The organism is Bacillus cereus group sp. RP43, assembly GCF_040459645.1.
GTDB lineage: Bacteria > Bacillota > Bacilli > Bacillales > Bacillaceae_G > Bacillus_A > Bacillus_A mycoides_C.
Genome location: NZ_JARVHQ010000001.1, coordinates 171,439 through 190,547 on the forward strand (window position 1 = coordinate 171,439; position 19,109 = coordinate 190,547).

The following is a 19,109-nucleotide window of genomic DNA, read 5'->3' on the forward strand; positions in this document are numbered from 1 at the left end:
GTGGTGATACTTCCGTTAATGGGGAGCGAAGAATCACTACTAACGGAAGTGCACTTTATAGAAAAACACGGTTCACAAAATACGGCAGAAATATAAAGACTTAAAGGAGAGGGATTAACGTGGAAAGAAGTTTATCTATGGAGTTAGTACGTGTAACAGAGGCTGCAGCATTATCATCAGCGCGTTGGATGGGGCGCGGAAAAAAAGATGAGGCAGATGGTGCAGCAACATCAGCTATGCGTGATGTATTTGATACAATTCCGATGAAAGGTACAGTTGTAATTGGCGAAGGTGAAATGGATGAAGCGCCAATGCTATATATCGGAGAGAAATTGGGTACAGGATATGGACCACGCGTAGACGTTGCAGTTGATCCTTTAGAAGGGACAAATATCGTAGCAGCTGGCGGATGGAATGCGCTTGCTGTTATTGCAATTGCAGATCACGGCAATTTGTTACATGCTCCTGACATGTACATGGATAAAATAGCGGTTGGTCCAGAAGCAGTTGGTGCAGTTGATATTGACGCACCTATTATCGACAACTTACGTGCAGTTGCGAAAGCGAAAAATAAAGATATCGAAGATGTTGTAGCGACAGTTTTAAACCGTCCACGTCATCAAGCGATTATCGAAGAAATTCGTAAAGCTGGTGCTCGTATTAAATTAATTAACGATGGAGATGTAGCTGGAGCAATCAATACAGCATTCGACCGTACCGGTGTAGATATTCTATTCGGTTCTGGTGGAGCACCTGAAGGTGTATTAGCAGCAGTTGCATTAAAATGTTTAGGTGGAGAAATTCACGGGAAGCTCTTACCTCAAAACGAAGCTGAATTAGCGCGTTGTAAAAAAATGGGTATTGAAGATATCAATCGTATCCTTCGTATGGAAGACTTAGTAAAAGGTGACGATGCAATCTTTGCAGCAACAGGTGTAACAGACGGAGAACTATTACGAGGCGTTCAATTTAAAGGTAGCGTCGGAACGACACAATCTCTTGTTATGCGTGCAAAATCAGGCACAGTCCGCTTCGTAGACGGACGCCATAGCTTAAATAAAAAACCGAATTTGGTTATTAAGTAAAAAGCGTAAGCAGCTCGTTCAGAATGGGAGAGGGATGGAGCTTCTGACGTAGAGGCGCTTTTTGCCTCGCAGGAAGAAGTGAAGCCACCGACCATTCTAGCTGCTGAAGCTGGATTAAATAAAAAGTGGAGGCGGCTCGTTCAGAATCGCAGGGCATTGGAACTCCTGACGAAGAGGCGCTTTTTGCCTCACAGGAAGGGGTGAAATACCCGGATATTCTAGCCGCTGGAACTGGATTAAATAAAAGCAGAAATGCCTTATCTATTCTGCCTTAAAATCAGGTGAGTAGAAAAAAGTAAGAAATATAAAAGGCGAAGACAAATTTTCTTGTCTTCGCTTCTTGTATTTGTGTTTCAACGTATTGATTAAAACTAGATAAAAGGGTTACAATAGTGAATATTATCCTACTTGAACTTATTGCCTTTCATTATTATTTATTTGCCTTCCGTATTTTTTCCCTTTACCCATGTGAAAAGAGAATAAAGTTAAAGTGTGGTGTCTGAATGAATTTGTCAATTGCAGCATTAGAAAACATGAAATTAAAAGAGTTATACGAGCTTGCGAAAGAATTTAAGATTTCGTATTACAGCAAGTTAACGAAAAAAGAGCTGATTTTCGCCATCTTAAAAGCTCGAGCAGAAAAAGAAGGTTTCTTTTTCATGGAAGGCGTATTAGAAATTATTCAATCAGAAGGATTTGGATTCCTACGTCCTATCAACTACTCTCCAAGCTCAGAAGATATTTATATCTCGGCTTCGCAAATTCGTCGTTTCGATTTACGTAATGGAGATAAGGTTTCTGGTAAAGTACGACCTCCGAAAGAAAATGAACGCTATTTTGGATTATTACAAGTTGAAGCTGTAAACGGAGATGATCCAGACTCAGCAAAAGAGCGTGTGCATTTCCCTGCATTAACACCGTTATACCCAGATCGCCAAATGAAATTGGAAACGGAAACGAAAAAGCTACCGACACGCATCATGGATTTAATCGCACCAGTTGGATTTGGACAACGTGGTTTAATTGTCGCGCCTCCAAAGGCTGGTAAAACAAGTCTGTTAAAAGAAATTGCACATAGTGTCACGACAAATCATCCGGAAGCAGAATTAATTGTACTTTTAATTGATGAGCGTCCAGAGGAAGTAACAGATATTGAACGTTCTGTTAAAGGTGATGTTGTAAGTTCTACTTTTGATGAAGTACCAGAAAATCATATTAAAGTAGCCGAGCTCGTATTAGAGCGTGCAATGCGTCTTGTAGAGCATAAAAAAGACGTTGTCATTTTAATGGATAGTATTACCCGTTTAGCGCGTGCTTACAACCTTGTTATTCCGCCAAGTGGTAGAACTCTATCAGGTGGTATTGATCCAGCTGCTTTTCATAGACCGAAGCGTTTCTTTGGGGCTGCGCGTAATATCGAAGAGGGCGGTAGCTTAACGATTTTAGCAACAGCACTTGTTGATACAGGATCCCGTATGGATGATGTAATTTATGAGGAGTTTAAAGGAACTGGAAACATGGAACTTCACTTAGATCGCTCATTAGCTGAGCGCCGTATCTTCCCAGCGATTGATATTCGTCGCTCTGGTACGCGTAAAGAAGACCTATTAATTCCGAAAGAACATTTAGACAAGCTGTGGGGCATTCGTAAAACAATGCGTGATACGCCAGACTTTGTTGAAGGCTTCTTACGTAAACTTCGTCAAACAAAGACAAATGAAGAGTTTTTACAAAACATTGTTGCAGACTCAAAAAGGTATGTAACAACTAAGTAAAGGGAAAAGATTGGGACTCGCTTATTTCGTAGTAAGCGAGTTTTTTATGTTTTTAAGGGAATATTAGAGAGAGTAATATATGGAAAAAATTTGTTTTTTGAGATGAAAATCATATTTTGTGCGAGAGAACCTTAGCCAGTCAGAGCTAAGTGAGCCGCTTGCGCTTTTAGGTATATCCAGCTCCAGCGGCTAGAATGGTCGGTGGCTTCGCGTCTTCCTACGAGGCAAAAAGCGCCTCTATGTCAGAAGCTCCATCCCCTTCTCATTCTGAGCGAGCCGCTTGCGCTTTTAATTTTTAAAAAGACAAAAACAGGTAGTTGCAAAATGGAGTTAGCCTTGTTATAATTTCATCATATGTGTTTCATCAATATAGTTGTGTAAGCAGCTGAAGATGAAAAACTCTGTTTCGAAAATGATTCAGGGCGGAAGGAGATGAAAAGAATGAAAGCAGGAATCCATCCAAATTACAATAAAGTTGTATTTATGGACACGAACACTGGCTTCAAATTCTTAAGCGGGTCTACAAAAGGCTCTAGCGAAACTGTTGAGTGGGAAGATGGTAACACTTATCCATTACTAAAAATTGAGATCAGTTCTGATTCTCACCCATTCTACACTGGACGTCAGAAGTTTGCTACTGCAGACGGACGTGTTGACCGCTTCAATAAGAAATACGGTATTAAGTAATAAAGAACATAAAACAGGCAAGTGTATGTATTCGCTTGTCTGTTTTTTTTGCGAAAATATTAAACCTTTACCCTACTTTGGATTAGGAAAGTAGATGAAAGGAGAGCTCAATGTACTTAATGAATCAAAATGGTTGGATTGAAGTGATTTGCGGGAGTATGTTTTCTGGGAAATCAGAAGAGCTCATCCGCCGTATACGCCGTACGCAATTTGCGAAACAACATGCGATTGTATTTAAACCATGTATTGATAATCGTTATAGTGAAGAAGATGTTGTATCACATAATGGATTAAAGGTTAAAGCAGTTCCTGTTTCAGCTTCAAAAGATATATTTAACCATGTAACAGAAGAAATGGATGTTATTGCAATCGATGAGGTACAATTTTTTGATGGGGACATTGTGGAAGTGGTGCAAGTATTGGCAAATCGTGGCTATCGTGTCATTGTAGCTGGATTAGACCAAGATTTCCGTGGTCTACCATTTGGACAAGTTCCTCAGCTGATGGCGATTGCTGAACATGTGACTAAATTGCAGGCAGTTTGTTCTGCATGTGGATCTCCTGCAAGTCGTACGCAACGTTTAATCGATGGAGAACCAGCGGCATTTGATGATCCAATTATTTTAGTTGGGGCTTCAGAATCGTATGAACCACGTTGTCGTCATTGTCATGCAGTACCTACAAAACAAAGATAAACGAAACTCGCTATGTAGAGCGGGTTTTTTTCGAAAATAGATGAAGATTGGTGGCCAGCTCTTCGCACAGCTAAGAAATTTAGGCAGTCAGAGCTGAGCGAGCCGCTTGTACTTTTAAATATATTATCTAGCTCTAGCGGCTAGAATCTCCGGCCATTTCACTCTCTCGCTCGAAGCAAAAAGCGCTTCAAGGTCGAGAGTTGAAAGTGTCCTGCGATTCTGAGCAAGCCGCTTGCGCTTTTAAATATAATTTGCGTTTTTTTGATTAAGTACCATATACTATTTGTATTAGATACTAGGATGTAGAGGTGAATGGTGTGTTAGATCGTTTGCAAGCTGTAGAAGATCGTTATGAGAAGTTAAATGAGTTGTTAAGTGACCCAGAGGTTATTAGCGATACAAATAAGCTTCGTGAGTATTCAAAAGAGCAATCTGATATTCAGGACACGGTAGAGGTGTACCGTGAGTATAAAGATGTTCGTGAGCAATTACGAGATGCAAAAGCAATGTTAGAAGATAAGTTAGACGCTGATATGCGTGATATGGTAAAAGAAGAGGTTTCTGAATTAGAAGGACAAGAGAAAACATTATCAGAACGTCTGAAAATTTTACTTGTTCCAAAAGACCCTAATGATGATAAAAACGTTATCGTTGAGGTTCGTGGTGCTGCTGGTGGTGACGAGGCGGCTTTATTTGCTGGTGATTTATATCGTATGTATAGCCGTTATGCTGAGGTGCAAGGTTGGAAAACTGAAATTATCGAAGCGAGCTATACAGAGTTAGGTGGATATAAAGAGATTATCTTTATGATTAACGGTAAAGGTGCTTTCGCGAAGCTGAAATTCGAGAATGGTGCTCACCGTGTACAACGTGTTCCTGAAACGGAATCTGGTGGACGTATTCATACATCTACAGCAACTGTAGCTGTATTACCAGAGGCAGAAGAAGTAGAAATTAATATTCATGAAAAAGATGTTCGTGTTGATACGTTTGCTTCTAGTGGTCCTGGTGGACAAAGCGTTAATACAACGATGTCAGCGGTACGTTTAACACATTTACCGACTGGTGTAGTTGTATCTTGTCAGGATGAGAAATCACAAATTAAGAATAAAGAAAAAGCGATGAAAGTATTACGCGCACGTGTTTATGATAAGTTTAGACAAGAAGCGCAAGCTGAGTATGATCAAAACCGTAAACAAGCTGTTGGTACGGGAGATCGTTCAGAGCGTATTCGTACGTATAACTTCCCGCAAAACCGTGTTACAGACCATCGAATCGGTTTAACGATTCAAAAGCTAGATCAAATCCTACAAGGTAAGTTAGATGATTTCATCAATGCCTTAGTGATGGAAGATCAGGCTCAAAAGATGGAGGCAGCTGAGTAATGCGTGTCTATGAAGCCCTGAAATGGGCTTCTTCTTTTTTACAGGAAAATGGACGAGATGAAAATGCGGGAGAAATTGTCCTTTGTCATGTATTAAAGACGAACAGAACCGGAATGCTCATGAATATGCGTGAAGAAATAACTGCGGAACAAGAGAAAAGTTTTGCAGAATTTATCCACAAGCACGTAGAAGGTATTCCTATCCAATATATGCTCGGTTATGAAATGTTTTATGGCCGATCATTCTTTGTAAATGAAGAGGTATTGATACCAAGACCGGAAACAGAGGAACTTATAGTTGGAGTGCTAGAGAGAATTGAGCGCCATTTCGGTAATGAGGAGCTTCACATAGCGGATATTGGAACAGGTAGTGGAGCGATTTCTATTACGCTCGCTTTAGAAAATAAAAATCTTCATGTGTATACAGTAGATATCGCACAGGAGTCGATTGAAGTTGCAAAAGAAAATGCAAAAACTTTAGGGGCGGATGTAACTTTCTATCACGGCGATTTACTGTCTCCGTTTTATGAAACAGGTCAAAAGTTAGATGTTGTGGTTTCAAATCCTCCGTACATACCAGAGGAAGATTGGCGTGGTCTTTCTACTGTTGTGAAGGAGCATGAGCCGAAGCGTGCGCTTGTTGGTGGGGAAGATGGACTAGATTTCTATCGTCGTTTTATGGAGGAATTGCCGAATGTATTACAGAAAAAGGCGATTGTGGCGTTTGAAATTGGTGTAGGGCAAGGTGAAGATGTGAAAGCATTATTACAGCAAACTTTCCCGCACGCTCAAGTTGAAGTTGTATTTGATATTAATGGAAAAGATCGCATGGTATTTGCAGAGATGGAGTAAGGCATAAGCCTTACTCTATTTTTTGTATGAAAAATTCGTAACTACTCAGCCATACATTTCATTTAGAATTTTGGTAAGGAGTATTATTCCAGCGAAAATACGCACCTTATTATCCATAGAAAGTTATTTTTATTTTTCAGCATATAGATTGCTGTCATAAAGATAAAAATGGATATACACCTTGCTGCCTGTCTTTGTTTTAAATCTTTGCGTGTGGCAGGAAAAGGCTCTGACCGCTCCTATACATAGCCAGTCCCTCTCGCCCATTAAAAAAATGCTTTTCTATCGGTTTTTTATATAGATTTTGAATTTAATAGTTTAGAAAGAAGTAACTTTGTCCACACTGTTTCTAGAGGGGACGGTGGAGGAAATGAAAAAACAAGTTATTGCTTACTTTCTTTTATTATTAATTGGTGCACAGTTACTTGTGCAGTTTGGATATATGAAAGCTGATGCAAAAGGGCCTACGGTTATTCCGAAAGAGGCCGTTCGATTACGTATTTTAGCTAATAGTGATTCTGATAAAGATCAGGCATTAAAACGTAAAGTACGTGATGAAGTGAAAGCGCAAATTGATGGATGGGTAGCGGATTTAACGTCATTTGAAGAAGCTCAAAAAGTAATTCAAAATCATATTCCTGAAATTGAAAAGACAGTGGCGAATACGCTGAAAAGAGAAGGAAGTAAAGAGGCGTTTCAAGTGAAATTCGGTAAGAATGTGAAGTTTCCTACAAAGGTATATGGGAATTTTATTTATCCGGCAGGAGAATATGAAGCGGTACTTATTACAATTGGAAAAGGTGAAGGTGCAAACTGGTGGTGTGTGTTATTTCCGCCGATGTGTTTCTTAGATTTTTCAAGTGGTACAGCTGTAAGGAAAGAAGAACATGTTGTGAAAGCTGAATCTCCTGAAGAAGAGCAGGTGAAACAATCAGATGAGGAAGTAGAGGGTGTACCGGAGAAGAAAGAGGATAAGGTGAAAGAAACGAAAGTAGTGAAGCCGGAAAAAGCTGAAAAAGTAACAGTACCCGAAAAGAAAGTAGTGAAAAATGAAACACAAGTAGAAGAACAGCCTGTAAAAAAAGTAGAAACAAAATCTGTGGAAAAAGTGGAGAAATCTGTGGAGCAAAAACAAGAAAAGCAAAATGAGTATGTAAAAGTAGAAGAGGAAGAAGAAAAACCAGAGGTTAAATTATTTATCGTCGAAGCTTTTGCAGCTTTATTCTCTAAATAGTACTATTAGTAAATCCCTCCTCATATATATCAATGAGGAGGGATTTATTATGAAGAACGTGTATTTTGCTACGAAAGCAGATGTAGAAAGATTGCATTCTTTTTTCGGACAAGCTAATAAAAAAGATGATAAAATAAATGAGCTATACGCACAATTTATGATTTTGGAAGAAGCGGGAGAAATACGAGCGGTAATTGGATATGAACAAAGTGGAGAAAATGCACTTATTCGTTCTTGTTTATTCACACCTAATGTGGATAAACAGACTTTCTTATATTTTTTTGAGATGTTTTTGCAGTATATGAAAGAAAAAGATATTCGACAATTGTACTTACTCACAAATCATCCACAATCTGTGACAATCTTTCAGTTTTTTGACTTTGTCATTATAGAGAAAGAGAAAGTTCCAGAGGGAATTCGACAGTTAGAACACTTTTGTAAAAATATAAAAGAGCTAAATGCAATAATACTAAATTGTCAGCTATTCACAAAGTTATCCACGGATTAACAAGGTTTATCCACATTTTGTGGATAAACCTTGTTTGTCTTTTGGATAAATCTCATAGTAAACTAAAAATAGACAAGTATTTCATGGTAGAAAAGGACGTGGGAAAAAATGCATACAAATATGTGGATTGTGGATAATGTTGTGGAAAGAAAAAAATATTATCCACAATTAAAAGAAGCAGCGAGATTATTAAGAGAAAATGAAGCGGTGGCCTTCCCGACGGAAACGGTATATGGGTTAGGAGCAAACGCAATGGATGATGAAGCGATAGCGAAAATTTTTGAAGCGAAAGGGAGACCGAGCGATAATCCACTGATTGTCCACATAGGAACAAAATCTCAGTTAGATGGTATTGTAAGAGAAATTCCGCCGGTTGCAGAAAAGTTAATGGAGCATTTTTGGCCAGGACCATTAACAATCATTTTACCGAGAAAAAAAGGGATTTCAGAGAGGGTTACGGCAGGACTTAATACAGTCGGAGTGAGGATGCCGGATCATCCAGTAGCGCTCGCTCTTATTGAAGAGGCAAACGTGCCTGTTGCGGCACCGAGTGCGAATCGTTCAGGACGCCCAAGTCCAACGTTAGCTTCTCATGTGTATGAAGATTTAAATGGGAAAATTGCTGGTATTGTTGATGGCGGGGCAACAGGAGTTGGCGTTGAATCAACTGTAATTGACTGTACGAGCGAGGTTCCGACGATTTTACGTCCAGGTGGGATTACGAAGGAGCAATTAGAAGCAGTGATAGGAAATGTTTCTTTAGATCCAGCTTTAAAGGATGAGAAAGAAAAACCGAAATCACCTGGAATGAAATATACACATTATGCACCGAAAGCGCCACTTAGTATTGTTGAAGGGTCCCGTGAGTTTATTCAACGTATTGTGGATGAGAAAAAGAAAGAAGGATTTAAAGTAGGTGTATTAACGACAGAAGAGTATCAGCGTGTGTATAGGGCAGATGTTGTATTGTCTTGCGGCGTGCGAAGCGATTTAGCCAGCGTTGCGACTAAGTTATATGATGTGCTTAGAACGTTTGATGCAAGTGAAGTAGATGTTATTTTTAGTGAATCATTCCCGAATGAAGGAATAGGAAATGCAATTATGAATCGTTTAACAAAAGCTGCGGGACATCATATTATCACTGAATGATAATGTACCTTTAGCAAACAGAATATTTCTCCTCGGATAAGCATATTGTGAAGTAGCACGTCCGAGGGGGGATATGAGTGACGCTTGAACAATTAATACCTTTAATAATTATGGCATTTGCCCTGGGGATGGATGCATTTTCAGTGAGCCTCGGTATGGGAATGGTGACATTAAAGTTAAGACAAATCCTTTATATCGGTATGACGATTGGGATATTTCATATTATTATGCCATTTATCGGAATGGTACTAGGACGTTTTCTATCAGAGAGGTATGGGGATGTCGCAAATTTTGCAGGAGCTATTTTATTAATTGGGCTAGGGTTCTATATCGTATATTCGTCTATTTTAGAAGGGGAAGAGACTAGAACTGCTCCAATTGGAATTAGTTTATTTGTATTTGCATTTGGTGTCAGTATAGATAGTTTTTCAGTAGGTCTTAGTCTTGGAATTTACGGAGCGCAGACGATTATTACGATATTGCTGTTTGGATTTGTTAGCATGTTATTAGCGTGGATTGGTTTATTAATTGGTAGACATGCGAAAGGTATGCTCGGTACATATGGTGAGATAGTAGGTGGTATCATTCTGGTTGGATTTGGATTATATATCCTTTTTCCTATATAATTTTATGTAGGAGGGAATTATGAACAAGCTATTGGAATGGTATGTTAAGTTTTTAACCTTCTTTCCTCGATGGCTAAGAAGACTTATAATTTGGGGTATTATTTTGCAAATTTCGATGTTAGGTTGGATTAAGTTAATTCGTGAATGGTGAGATGGTTCCTTTCTGTGCATATTTTATTTGTACTATATTTATTGCACTAAAAATTACAGATATAGAAAGGATGAGATGAATGACGAGATTGAAGCAAGTTTTTGGTATTATTATTAGTTTTTTTGTTTTTTGGTTTAGTATGCTCGGTGTACAAATGTTTGCCGAGTTTTTAGATATTGAGTCATTGAAGTTTGTTGCAGGAAAAACGGAGGCAGCACGTACTTTTTATTCTCCATACCCGTTTTTAATTGTTTTCCTTATTACGTTACTTTCCTTATATTTCTTTGTAATAAAGCTTGGTAGATCTAAAAAAGAGAAATTCCCGGCATTAGAGGAGAAGAACGAAGAATTACGATAAAAAATCCCCCGCTTTCAGCGGGGGGGATGTTTGAGTGATGAAGCTGGAGCTTTTTGGTGGTATCCAGCTCCCCCTCCTAGGCCCTTGAGTCTAAGAACCTCCCGCACTAAAGGTAAAAAGCACCTTTTGTGCGAGAGAACCTTAGCTGGTCAGAGCTAAGCGGGCCGCTTCCACTTTTAGATGTATCCAGTTCCGGCGACTAGCTCTTCGCATCTAAGAACCTTCCGCCCGAAAGGCAAAAAGCGCCTTTAGGGCGAAAGAACCTTAGCTGGTCAGAGCTGGACGAGTCGCCTCCACTTTTAGTTGTATCCAGTTCCAGCGGCTAGAATGGTCGGTGGCTTCGCGTCTTCCTGCGAGGCAAAAAGCGCCTCTACGTCAGAAGCTCCATCCCCCTCCCATTCTGAGCGAGCCGCTTCCACTTTTAGATAGGCCTCACTAATTCAAATTGTTCTCCTAGTTTTGCGTAGTTGTGTCCTGCTAGGCGGCTTATTGGTTTTAGTTCTTCGGCGTGAATTCGGCCGTTTTCGTATAAGTGTTCTGCGACGTGGAAGCGGACGACGCGGCCAATTAGTAGGTCACAAGCTGGAGAGTCTTCGGTTCCGCCGAGCGGGATAGCGCGTTCTAATACGCATTCCATTCGAATGTTTGCTTCTTTCACCCCTGGTACTGAAATGACATCACTGTCGATCGGTGTTAGTTTTGCCAATTCGATTTCACTTTCATTAGGAGGTAGGTTGGCCGCTGTTTCGTTAATTGCTTCCACGTAAGATTCATCAGAAATATGTATGACAAATTCCCCTTTTTCGATTGCGTTTCGAGAAGTGTCTTTTGGTTTTCCTTCTTTTCGTTGTACTGAAACCGAGATAAGTGGTGGATTGGCAGCGACGATATTGAAATAACTATATGGCGCACCGTTCAATACACCATCTTTAGTTACAGAAGTAACGAATGCAACAGGACGTGGAATAATACTTCCTGTTAGTAATTTGTAATTATCTTTTTCGGTTTGTTCGTTTGGATTAATGGATAACATGTTGTAATCCCCTTTCTAAATATGAATACTTATTGTTTGTTTACAAGATATCAATGGGAATCTCCTGCTGAAAATAATATTTTTTTGATGATGTAAAAAAGAGATTACCTCAATTGAAGTAATCTCTTTTCTGGTGAATATCTCGAAATAGAGATAAATGATTAAAGTAAAACGTAAGCGCCAGGGCCGATTAAAGCTACACCAACTGCAACAGCGATTAACATTAAATTATACTCAAATCCGTTTTGTGTTACCCAGTAACCATTTTTTCCGTGAACTGTGAAGATTGCTACTAACATTGTTCCTACGATAAATAATGAACCAACTACAGTGAAAATACCTGCTGCGAATAAGAAACCACCTAATAGTTCAGTTGCGCCAGCCATAAATGCCATGAATACACCAGGGCGTAACCCGATTGATTCCATCCAGCCACCTGTTCCTTTTAAGCCATAACCGCCGAACCAACCGAATAATTTTTGAGCACCATGACCCATGAATGTAATACCTATAATAAGGCGAATAATAAGAAGACCGATATCCATCATTAAAAAACCTCCTAAAAGTTATTAACTTATCTTATGTAAGTAATGATAAAATAGTTACTTACTTTAGTCAAGTGGATTTCAACAAAAATTTGAAAGAAATTTTACAAATTAACAACAAAAAATAAAATGTAGTAAAGACCTCTAGACAAGTAAGTGAAAAAAAGAGAAAATATAAGTAGAAGTTAACTTCTTATTGTTATTCAGACAATCAGAATTGACTGGAATTTTGTGAGGCGCTACAATAAGAGTCTAGTAGTAATGGCATAATTTATTTCGAAAGCGTTTTTACAGTATAACATTCGAAGTATGAAGTCTTACGTGTATTTCGATCTTGAATAGAGATTGCCCTATAAACTTTTAGGTAAATTATAAGGAGGACTATCCTATGTTTAAAAAATTATTCGGTTTTGGTTCAAAAACAAATGAAGAAACAATCGTAGCTCCATTAACTGGAGCAGTGAAAAATATTGAAGAAGTACCAGATCCAGTATTCGCTGGTCGTATGATGGGTGACGGTGTTGCAATCGATCCTACTGAAGGTGTAGTTGTATCTCCAGTTGATGGTGAAATCGTACAATTATTCCACACGAAACATGCTATTGGAATTAAAGCGAAAAACGGTACAGAAATTTTAATCCACGTTGGATTAGAAACTGTAAAAATGGAAGGTGAAGGTTTCGAAGCTCACGTTTCTGAAGGACAAGCTGTAAAAGCTGGAGATAAATTAATCTCATTCGACTTAGAACTAATTCGTGAAAAAGCGAAAAGCACAATTACTCCAATCGTTATTACAAACACAGATGCAGCTGATTCTATTAAGACAACTGTAGGTGTAACAGCTACAAAAGGTTCAACAGAAGTAATGAAAGTTACAATGAAATAATTATTGTATGAAAGGAATCTGTTTCGTATGAAATGGATTCCTTATTTTGTTTTGTAGTGTGTTCATCATGTATGGTAAAATACTTTGGGCACTTGGAAATAGGGTTTCACATATATGTGGATAAGGCGCATTTTTCTTAGAAAAAATATAAGAGAAATGCGCCTTTCGTATATTCACATTTCTTTTGTTCTATTCTAATGTACGCTATGATAAATGGTAGGAAACAGAAAAAAAGGGGTGGGTTTAGATGAAACGAGTGTTATTTGTTTGCACTGGAAATACATGCCGTAGTCCGATGGCTGAGGCTTTGCTTCGTCATTACGGAGAAGGTAAATTTGAAATGCAATCTGCTGGTGTTTTCGCCTATCCTGGAAGTGATGCGTCGGTACATGCAAAGGAAGCTTTAGCTGAAAAAGGAATTGCAATCGATCATGCCGCGCAGCAGGTAAACGAAATTTTGGTTGATTGGGCGGATATTGTAGTAACAATGACGGAGAACCATAAGCAAATTGTACTTGGGCATTATCCGAGTGTTGAAAAGAAATTGGATACATTATATGGATTAACTGAGGGTATAAGTAAGGATATTTCAGATCCATTTGGCGGATCGCTTTCTATTTATAAAGAAACGCTAGAAGAGATGGAAAAACTTGTACAAACTTTCCTGAAAAAACATTCAGAAGGTTGATGTTTCGTGTATAATACGATATTGGAGATCACTTCGTTCCATTAAGGTAGCGAGTGTGAAATGAAGATAATTGATTGAAACTTTGGAGGGGTAAAAATGAAAGTAGTAGTAGCATCTGATCACGGCGGTATGAATATCCGTAAAGAACTTGTAAGTTTATTAGAAGAGTTAAATATTGAATATATTGATTTAGGTTGTGAATGTGAAGCTGGTTCTGTTGATTACCCTGATTTTGCGTTTCCAGCAGCAGAAATGGTCGCGAATGGTGAAGTGGATCGCGGCATTTTAGTTTGCGGGACAGGCATTGGTATGTCAATCGCAGCAAACAAAGTAAATGGTATTCGTTGTGCATTAGTTCATGATACTTTCAGTGCGAAAGCGACGAGAGAGCATAATGACACTAACATGTTAGCAATGGGCGAGCGTGTAATTGGAGCTGGTCTAGCACGTGATATCGCAAAAATTTGGCTAACAACTGACTATGAAGGTGGCCGTCACGAAAACCGCGTAGGAAAAATTAAAACGTACGAAACAAAGTAATAGATTCTAACTATAAGTAGTATGAAATATAATTTGGTGAACCAACCTGTGAAAGGAAGAGGCGTAATGACAGAAATCGTAAAGGTAAGAGAACAGCTGCAAATGTCGCTTTCTGATTTCCAAGAACAAGCCACGCTGCAAAGTGGCCAAATTTTTGTAGTGGGGTGTAGCACGAGCGAAGTGCTAGGTGAAAGAATTGGAACATCAGGAACGATGGAAGTGGCAGAGGCGATTTTTTCTGAATTAAAACAATTTCAAGAACGAACAGGTATTGAATTGGCGTTTCAATGTTGTGAGCATTTAAATCGTGCTTTAGTAGTTGAGAGAGATGTAGCGATGAAATATCAATTTGAAATTGTAACAGTTACGCCTGTTAGATCAGCAGGTGGTGCATTAGCGACGTATGCGTATCACAATTTTAAAGATCCGGTAGTAATTGAGTTTATTAAAGCAGATGCAGGAATGGATATCGGCGATACATTTATCGGTATGCATTTAAAGCATGTAGCTGTACCGGTTCGTACAAGTGTGAAGGAAATAGGAAGTGCGCATGTAACGATGGCGAAAACACGTGGGAAACTAATAGGTGGAGCACGTGCTGCTTATGCGGCAAACGAAGAAGCTATTCCTTGCCGTTAAACATGAAAAATTATAAAGTCTTATAACAGCTTTATATCGAAAGGTAAAAGGTATGTAGTCTGACTTTATAATAGAAGAAAGAAAAGACCAATTTTGGTCTTTTTTTTTCTTTTATGATATAGAAAGTCATGTTAGAATGTAGTTGAAAACATGAAGGTTCGAAAGAATTACAACCTGAATTTTCGTTTTTTCTGAATAAATGAGAAAAAACTATTGGGAATTGATGTAATTCGTTCAGAAAAGGGGGATTTTGGTGGATCATTTAAAACGTCAAGATGAAAAGGTATTTGCTGCAATTGAGGCAGAACTAGGAAGACAGCGTTCAAAGATTGAGTTAATTGCTTCGGAAAACTTCGTAAGTGAAGCAGTAATGGAGGCGCAAGGTTCTGTTTTAACGAATAAGTATGCTGAAGGATATCCTGGAAAACGTTACTATGGTGGTTGTGAACACGTAGACGTAGTAGAAGATATCGCACGTGATCGCGCGAAAGAAATTTTCGGCGCAGAGCATGTAAATGTTCAACCACATTCTGGTGCACAAGCGAACATGGCAGTATACTTCACGATTTTAGAGCAAGGCGATACAGTACTTGGTATGAATTTATCTCATGGTGGTCACTTAACACACGGAAGCCCTGTTAACTTCAGTGGAGTACAATATAATTTCGTAGAGTATGGCGTGGATGCTGAATCTCACCGTATTAATTACGATGATGTATTAGCAAAAGCGAAAGAACATAAACCAAAATTAATCGTTGCAGGTGCAAGTGCATATCCTCGTGTTATCGATTTCAAACGATTCCGTGAGATTGCAGATGAAGTGGGTGCATACTTTATGGTTGATATGGCACATATCGCTGGTTTAGTAGCTGCCGGCTTACATCCAAATCCAGTACCACATGCACATTTCGTTACAACAACAACACATAAAACATTACGCGGCCCACGTGGTGGTATGATTTTATGTGAAGAGCAATTTGCAAAACAAATTGATAAATCAATCTTCCCTGGTATTCAAGGTGGCCCACTTATGCATGTAATTGCTGCAAAAGCTGTTGCATTTGGTGAGACACTACAAGATGAGTTTAAAACATATGCACAAAATATCATTAATAATGCGAACCGCTTAGCTGAAGGTCTTCAAAAAGAAGGACTTACACTTGTTTCTGGTGGAACAGACAATCATTTAATCTTGATTGATGTTCGTAACTTAGAAATTACAGGTAAAGTAGCAGAGCACGTATTAGATGAAGTTGGTATTACAGTGAACAAGAATACAATTCCATTTGAAACAGCAAGCCCATTTGTAACAAGCGGCGTACGTATCGGTACGGCAGCTGTAACATCTCGTGGTTTCGGCTTAGAAGAAATGGATGAAATTGCAGCACTTATTGCTTATACATTAAAAAATCATGAGAATGAAGCTGCATTAGAAGAAGCAAGTAAGCGTGTAGAAGCGTTAACGAGCAAATTCCCAATGTATACAAATCTATAATAGATTGAAAAAGACTGCTGAAACGTAATTGTTTTAGTAGTCTTTTTTTGGACATATATTGTTTTGAAAGTATGTATACAAATGATGAATAAATTTTGGCGATATAATGAAGGATACAGCTCCCATAATTGGTAAAGATACTAGATAGATTCATCGTAAAATCATGATTTTGCCAAATTTGCCCTTGAATATTAGTAGCGTTTTCTTTACAATCGTAAATAGTGTAAAAAAGCGTGTAAACGCATGAATATCATCTAAAGGAGAGATTCACATGGGAAAACTGTATGTATTTGATCACCCGTTAATTCAACATAAGATTACATATATTCGCGATAAGAATACAGGTACGAAAGATTTTCGTGAATTAGTGGACGAAGTAGCAAGCTTAATGGCTTTCGAGATTACTCGTGACCTTCCACTTCAAGACATTGAAATTGAAACGCCTGTAAGCAAAGCGACAACAAAAGTGATCGCTGGTAAAAAACTTGGTTTAATTCCGATTTTACGTGCAGGTTTAGGAATGGTTGATGGAATTTTGAAATTAATTCCAGCAGCAAAAGTAGGACACGTTGGTTTATACCGTGACCCTGAAACATTACAACCGGTAGAATACTATGTGAAACTTCCAACGGATGTAGAAGAGCGTGACTTTATCGTACTAGATCCGATGCTAGCAACAGGTGGTTCTGCAGCTGAAGCAATTAACTCTCTGAAAAAGCGCGGTGCAAAGCAAATTAAATTAATGTGTATCGTAGCTGCTCCAGAAGGAGTAAAAGTAGTACAAGAAGAGCATCCTGATGTTGATATTTATGTAGCGGCATTAGATGAGAAGCTAAATGACCATGGTTATGTAGTTCCAGGTCTTGGTGATGCTGGTGACCGTTTATTCGGAACGAAGTAAGACAACAGACGAGAGGGGAGTCCCCGCTCGTCTTTTTTTTCGCCCTGAGCGTGCGGGGGAGGGGGAGGTAAATATACAGGGTCTATACAACATAAGTTGCATACACATCACATATAATATAGAAGTCTTACGTCTTGGGAACACTATATTATGGAAGGAAAGCGCTATATCTTAAAAACATAATAGTGACAAACTTGTGAACATTTCCTTCTATTATAAAGAGAAAACTGTTAGAAATTGCATATCTCTAACCAGTATTTAGAAGGGGAACGTTTTCATTTTTGGGAGTAAATGACTAATACTCAAATTTTTTGATTTTTTACGATTTCTCGTTGACACTGTTAATACCCTATTGTATGCTAACAACGGGGATAGATGGTAGGGCTTTCAGTGACAAAAATACATCTATTCCGTGACGAAAATGTAAACTTTTTATTTTGTATAGAATTTATGCAGAAAAATGAGTTATTATTAACACATCGTGAATGAGGGTTACATATTGGAGGGATGAATCCTTGCAAAAAAACGATCGCAGCCATATAAAAGCGTATGCTTTAATGTCAGGAATACTTGCTCAGTTAGTTGGTTCTATTCTTATTGGAATCTTTGGTGGGCAATGGATTGATAATAAGGTTGGAACGTTTCCATTGTTTCTTATTATAGGGTTATTACTCGGGTTAGGAACAGGGGTATACGCAATGATTCGACTCATTCGACATTACTATTCGGGAGAGCAATGATGATAGACGTACATGGACTTGTCCAAAGACAAAAGAAATATATGTACTACTTGCTTGCGCTTCTAGTGCTAGGATGGGGATTCACCTCTTACAAGGATGTATTTCTTGGGCTGATTATCGGAACGATTTTCAGTTTTCTTAGTTTGCGCATCATTGCACGTAGAACAGACAAGCTGTTGGATCGCGTAACAAATGGAGAAAACGTGAAATTTAAAGCAACAGCGGTAAGTACATATTCAAGATTCGCCACGATTGGGTTATTAATTTTATTTGCAGCCAAATATCAAGAATTAATTGCGATGTGGGGCTTAGGTGTAGGATTGCTGACAGGATACCTTGTCATGATCATAGATTTTCTTTATTTAGAGTATACGGGCAGGGAAGAGAGGTGAATTACTAGTGGAACACGGTAAATTAGTTGAATTTCTAGGTTTAACGTTCGATTTGTCATCAGTTATGATGGTTACTGTAGCAGCAGTTATTGTTTTCTTAATCGCTGTTATCGGAACTCGCAGCTTAGCGCTTCGCCCAACCGGGATGCAAAACTTCATGGAATGGGTGTTTGACTTCGTGAAAGGGATTATCAATAGTACGATGGACTGGAAAACAGGTGGACGTTTCTTAACGCTTGGCGTTACGCTTATCATGTTTATCATCGTATCGAACTTCCTTGGTTTACCATTCATGTATTCAACAGTTGAGGCTGGCGAACATATTGCATGGTGGAGATCACCAACGTCTGATCCAGCAGTTGCATTAACATTAGCCGTGATGGTAGTTACCCTCACCCATTATTATGGAATTAAGATGAAGGGTACGAAAGAATATGTTAAAGGTTATTTCCAACCTATGAAATTCTTATTCCCATTAAAGGTTATTGAGGAGTTTGCTAACACATTAACGTTAGGTCTTCGTCTGTTCGGTAACATTTATGCAGGTGAAATCCTGTTAGGATTACTTGCTAAGTTAGGCGGAGCATCATTCCTTGGAGCATTAGGTGCACTTGTACCGATGTTAGCATGGATGGGATTCAGCGTATTCGTTGGATCAATCCAGTCATTTATTTTCGTTATGTTAACGATGGTTTATATGGCTCATAAAGTAAGCCATGACCATTAATATAATTTAAGTAAGAAAA

At 38.7% G+C, this 19,109-nt stretch carries 24 protein-coding genes; 22 read left to right on the plus strand and 2 right to left on the minus strand.

Annotation, left to right across the window (positions count from 1 at the left end; translation table 11 throughout):
- Positions 1 to 119 precede the first annotated feature (119 nt).
- The 12 genes from glpX (at position 120) to QCI75_RS00875 (ending at position 10,504) form a co-directional block, all read left to right on the plus strand.
- Positions 120 to 1,085 carry a class II fructose-bisphosphatase gene (glpX, locus tag QCI75_RS00820; RefSeq protein ID WP_000442336.1) on the plus strand — a complete coding sequence of 322 codons (966 nt, stop codon included), beginning with the start codon at positions 120 to 122 and terminating at the stop codon, positions 1,083 to 1,085.
- Positions 1,086 to 1,588: 503 nt separating this feature from the next.
- The gene (gene rho / locus QCI75_RS00825; RefSeq protein ID WP_002123767.1) at positions 1,589 to 2,860 is read left to right on the plus strand and encodes a transcription termination factor Rho; all 1,272 of its coding nucleotides are present in this window, start codon (positions 1,589 to 1,591) and stop codon (positions 2,858 to 2,860) included.
- Positions 2,861 to 3,301: 441 nt separating this feature from the next.
- Entirely contained in the window at positions 3,302 to 3,547 is a 246-nt protein-coding gene (locus QCI75_RS00830) for a type B 50S ribosomal protein L31 (RefSeq protein WP_000643447.1), read from the plus strand.
- A gap of 110 nt (positions 3,548 to 3,657) precedes the next feature.
- Complete coding sequence (locus tag QCI75_RS00835; RefSeq protein ID WP_000281086.1) at positions 3,658 to 4,242, plus strand: thymidine kinase; 585 nt, start codon at positions 3,658 to 3,660, stop codon at positions 4,240 to 4,242.
- A 317-nt stretch (positions 4,243 to 4,559) separates the two neighbouring features.
- Positions 4,560 to 5,627 carry a peptide chain release factor 1 gene (prfA, locus tag QCI75_RS00840; protein ID WP_002113060.1) on the plus strand — a complete coding sequence of 356 codons (1,068 nt, stop codon included), beginning with the start codon at positions 4,560 to 4,562 and terminating at the stop codon, positions 5,625 to 5,627.
- Positions 5,627 to 6,478 carry a peptide chain release factor N(5)-glutamine methyltransferase gene (gene prmC, locus QCI75_RS00845; protein ID WP_070145596.1) on the plus strand — a complete coding sequence of 284 codons (852 nt, stop codon included), beginning with the start codon at positions 5,627 to 5,629 and terminating at the stop codon, positions 6,476 to 6,478. The genes prfA and prmC overlap by 1 nt, the downstream gene beginning before the upstream one ends.
- Before the next feature lie 370 nt (positions 6,479 to 6,848).
- Positions 6,849 to 7,712 carry a stage II sporulation protein R gene (gene spoIIR / locus QCI75_RS00850; RefSeq protein ID WP_353759836.1) on the plus strand — a complete coding sequence of 288 codons (864 nt, stop codon included), beginning with the start codon at positions 6,849 to 6,851 and terminating at the stop codon, positions 7,710 to 7,712.
- Positions 7,713 to 7,761: 49 nt separating this feature from the next.
- A complete protein-coding gene (locus tag QCI75_RS00855) occupies positions 7,762 to 8,220 on the plus strand; it encodes a GNAT family N-acetyltransferase (RefSeq protein WP_098776018.1) in 459 nt (152 codons plus the stop codon).
- 108 nt (positions 8,221 to 8,328) lie between these two features.
- Positions 8,329 to 9,369: an L-threonylcarbamoyladenylate synthase gene (locus tag QCI75_RS00860; RefSeq protein WP_098776017.1), complete on the plus strand. Its 1,041-nt coding sequence runs from the start codon at positions 8,329 to 8,331 to the stop codon at positions 9,367 to 9,369.
- Positions 9,370 to 9,446: 77 nt separating this feature from the next.
- On the plus strand, positions 9,447 to 9,995 hold the full coding sequence (locus QCI75_RS00865) for a manganese efflux pump MntP (protein ID WP_071744062.1): 549 nt from the start codon (positions 9,447 to 9,449) through the stop codon (positions 9,993 to 9,995).
- Between the two features lie 19 nt (positions 9,996 to 10,014).
- Entirely contained in the window at positions 10,015 to 10,146 is a 132-nt protein-coding gene (locus QCI75_RS00870; protein WP_001037634.1) for a hypothetical protein, read from the plus strand.
- Positions 10,147 to 10,225: 79 nt separating this feature from the next.
- A complete protein-coding gene (locus QCI75_RS00875; RefSeq protein ID WP_064476103.1) occupies positions 10,226 to 10,504 on the plus strand; it encodes a DUF3935 domain-containing protein in 279 nt (92 codons plus the stop codon).
- A gap of 421 nt (positions 10,505 to 10,925) precedes the next feature.
- Here the strand turns inward: QCI75_RS00875 and QCI75_RS00880 are convergent, their stop codons facing one another.
- Together QCI75_RS00880 and QCI75_RS00885 are read right to left on the minus strand one after the other, a co-directional pair.
- The gene (locus QCI75_RS00880) at positions 10,926 to 11,537 is read right to left on the minus strand and encodes a flavin reductase family protein (protein WP_353759837.1); all 612 of its coding nucleotides are present in this window, start codon (positions 11,535 to 11,537) and stop codon (positions 10,926 to 10,928) included.
- A gap of 161 nt (positions 11,538 to 11,698) precedes the next feature.
- A complete protein-coding gene (locus QCI75_RS00885; RefSeq protein ID WP_002144734.1) occupies positions 11,699 to 12,085 on the minus strand; it encodes a DoxX family protein in 387 nt (128 codons plus the stop codon).
- A 385-nt stretch (positions 12,086 to 12,470) separates the two neighbouring features.
- On the opposite strand from QCI75_RS00885, the gene QCI75_RS00890 reads away from it, so the two are divergent.
- The 10 genes from QCI75_RS00890 to atpB all read left to right on the plus strand — a co-directional run bounded on the left by QCI75_RS00890 (position 12,471) and on the right by atpB (position 19,090).
- The gene (locus QCI75_RS00890; RefSeq protein WP_353759838.1) at positions 12,471 to 12,968 is read left to right on the plus strand and encodes a PTS sugar transporter subunit IIA; all 498 of its coding nucleotides are present in this window, start codon (positions 12,471 to 12,473) and stop codon (positions 12,966 to 12,968) included.
- Between the two features lie 247 nt (positions 12,969 to 13,215).
- Complete coding sequence (locus QCI75_RS00895; RefSeq protein ID WP_353759839.1) at positions 13,216 to 13,656, plus strand: low molecular weight protein arginine phosphatase; 441 nt, start codon at positions 13,216 to 13,218, stop codon at positions 13,654 to 13,656.
- A 96-nt stretch (positions 13,657 to 13,752) separates the two neighbouring features.
- Positions 13,753 to 14,196 (plus strand): ribose 5-phosphate isomerase B, encoded by a 444-nt coding sequence (rpiB, locus tag QCI75_RS00900; protein WP_000869917.1) that lies wholly within the window; start codon positions 13,753 to 13,755, stop codon positions 14,194 to 14,196.
- A gap of 66 nt (positions 14,197 to 14,262) precedes the next feature.
- Complete coding sequence (locus QCI75_RS00905; protein ID WP_353759840.1) at positions 14,263 to 14,835, plus strand: TIGR01440 family protein; 573 nt, start codon at positions 14,263 to 14,265, stop codon at positions 14,833 to 14,835.
- Between the two features lie 253 nt (positions 14,836 to 15,088).
- The gene (gene glyA / locus QCI75_RS00910; RefSeq protein WP_141535361.1) at positions 15,089 to 16,330 is read left to right on the plus strand and encodes a serine hydroxymethyltransferase; all 1,242 of its coding nucleotides are present in this window, start codon (positions 15,089 to 15,091) and stop codon (positions 16,328 to 16,330) included.
- Positions 16,331 to 16,601: 271 nt separating this feature from the next.
- On the plus strand, positions 16,602 to 17,231 hold the full coding sequence (upp, locus tag QCI75_RS00915; RefSeq protein ID WP_098775787.1) for a uracil phosphoribosyltransferase: 630 nt from the start codon (positions 16,602 to 16,604) through the stop codon (positions 17,229 to 17,231).
- A gap of 375 nt (positions 17,232 to 17,606) precedes the next feature.
- Positions 17,607 to 17,720 (plus strand): DUF4024 domain-containing protein, encoded by a 114-nt coding sequence (locus QCI75_RS00920; protein WP_033712414.1) that lies wholly within the window; start codon positions 17,607 to 17,609, stop codon positions 17,718 to 17,720.
- A gap of 26 nt (positions 17,721 to 17,746) precedes the next feature.
- Positions 17,747 to 17,971, plus strand: coding sequence for an AtpZ/AtpI family protein (locus QCI75_RS00925; protein WP_001171219.1), 225 nt, complete (start codon positions 17,747 to 17,749; stop codon positions 17,969 to 17,971).
- A complete protein-coding gene (locus QCI75_RS00930) occupies positions 17,971 to 18,363 on the plus strand; it encodes an ATP synthase subunit I (RefSeq protein WP_144506160.1) in 393 nt (130 codons plus the stop codon). The genes QCI75_RS00925 and QCI75_RS00930 overlap by 1 nt, the downstream gene beginning before the upstream one ends.
- Before the next feature lie 7 nt (positions 18,364 to 18,370).
- Positions 18,371 to 19,090, plus strand: coding sequence for a F0F1 ATP synthase subunit A (gene atpB / locus QCI75_RS00935; RefSeq protein WP_000399874.1), 720 nt, complete (start codon positions 18,371 to 18,373; stop codon positions 19,088 to 19,090).
- Positions 19,091 to 19,109: the final 19 nt, after the last annotated feature.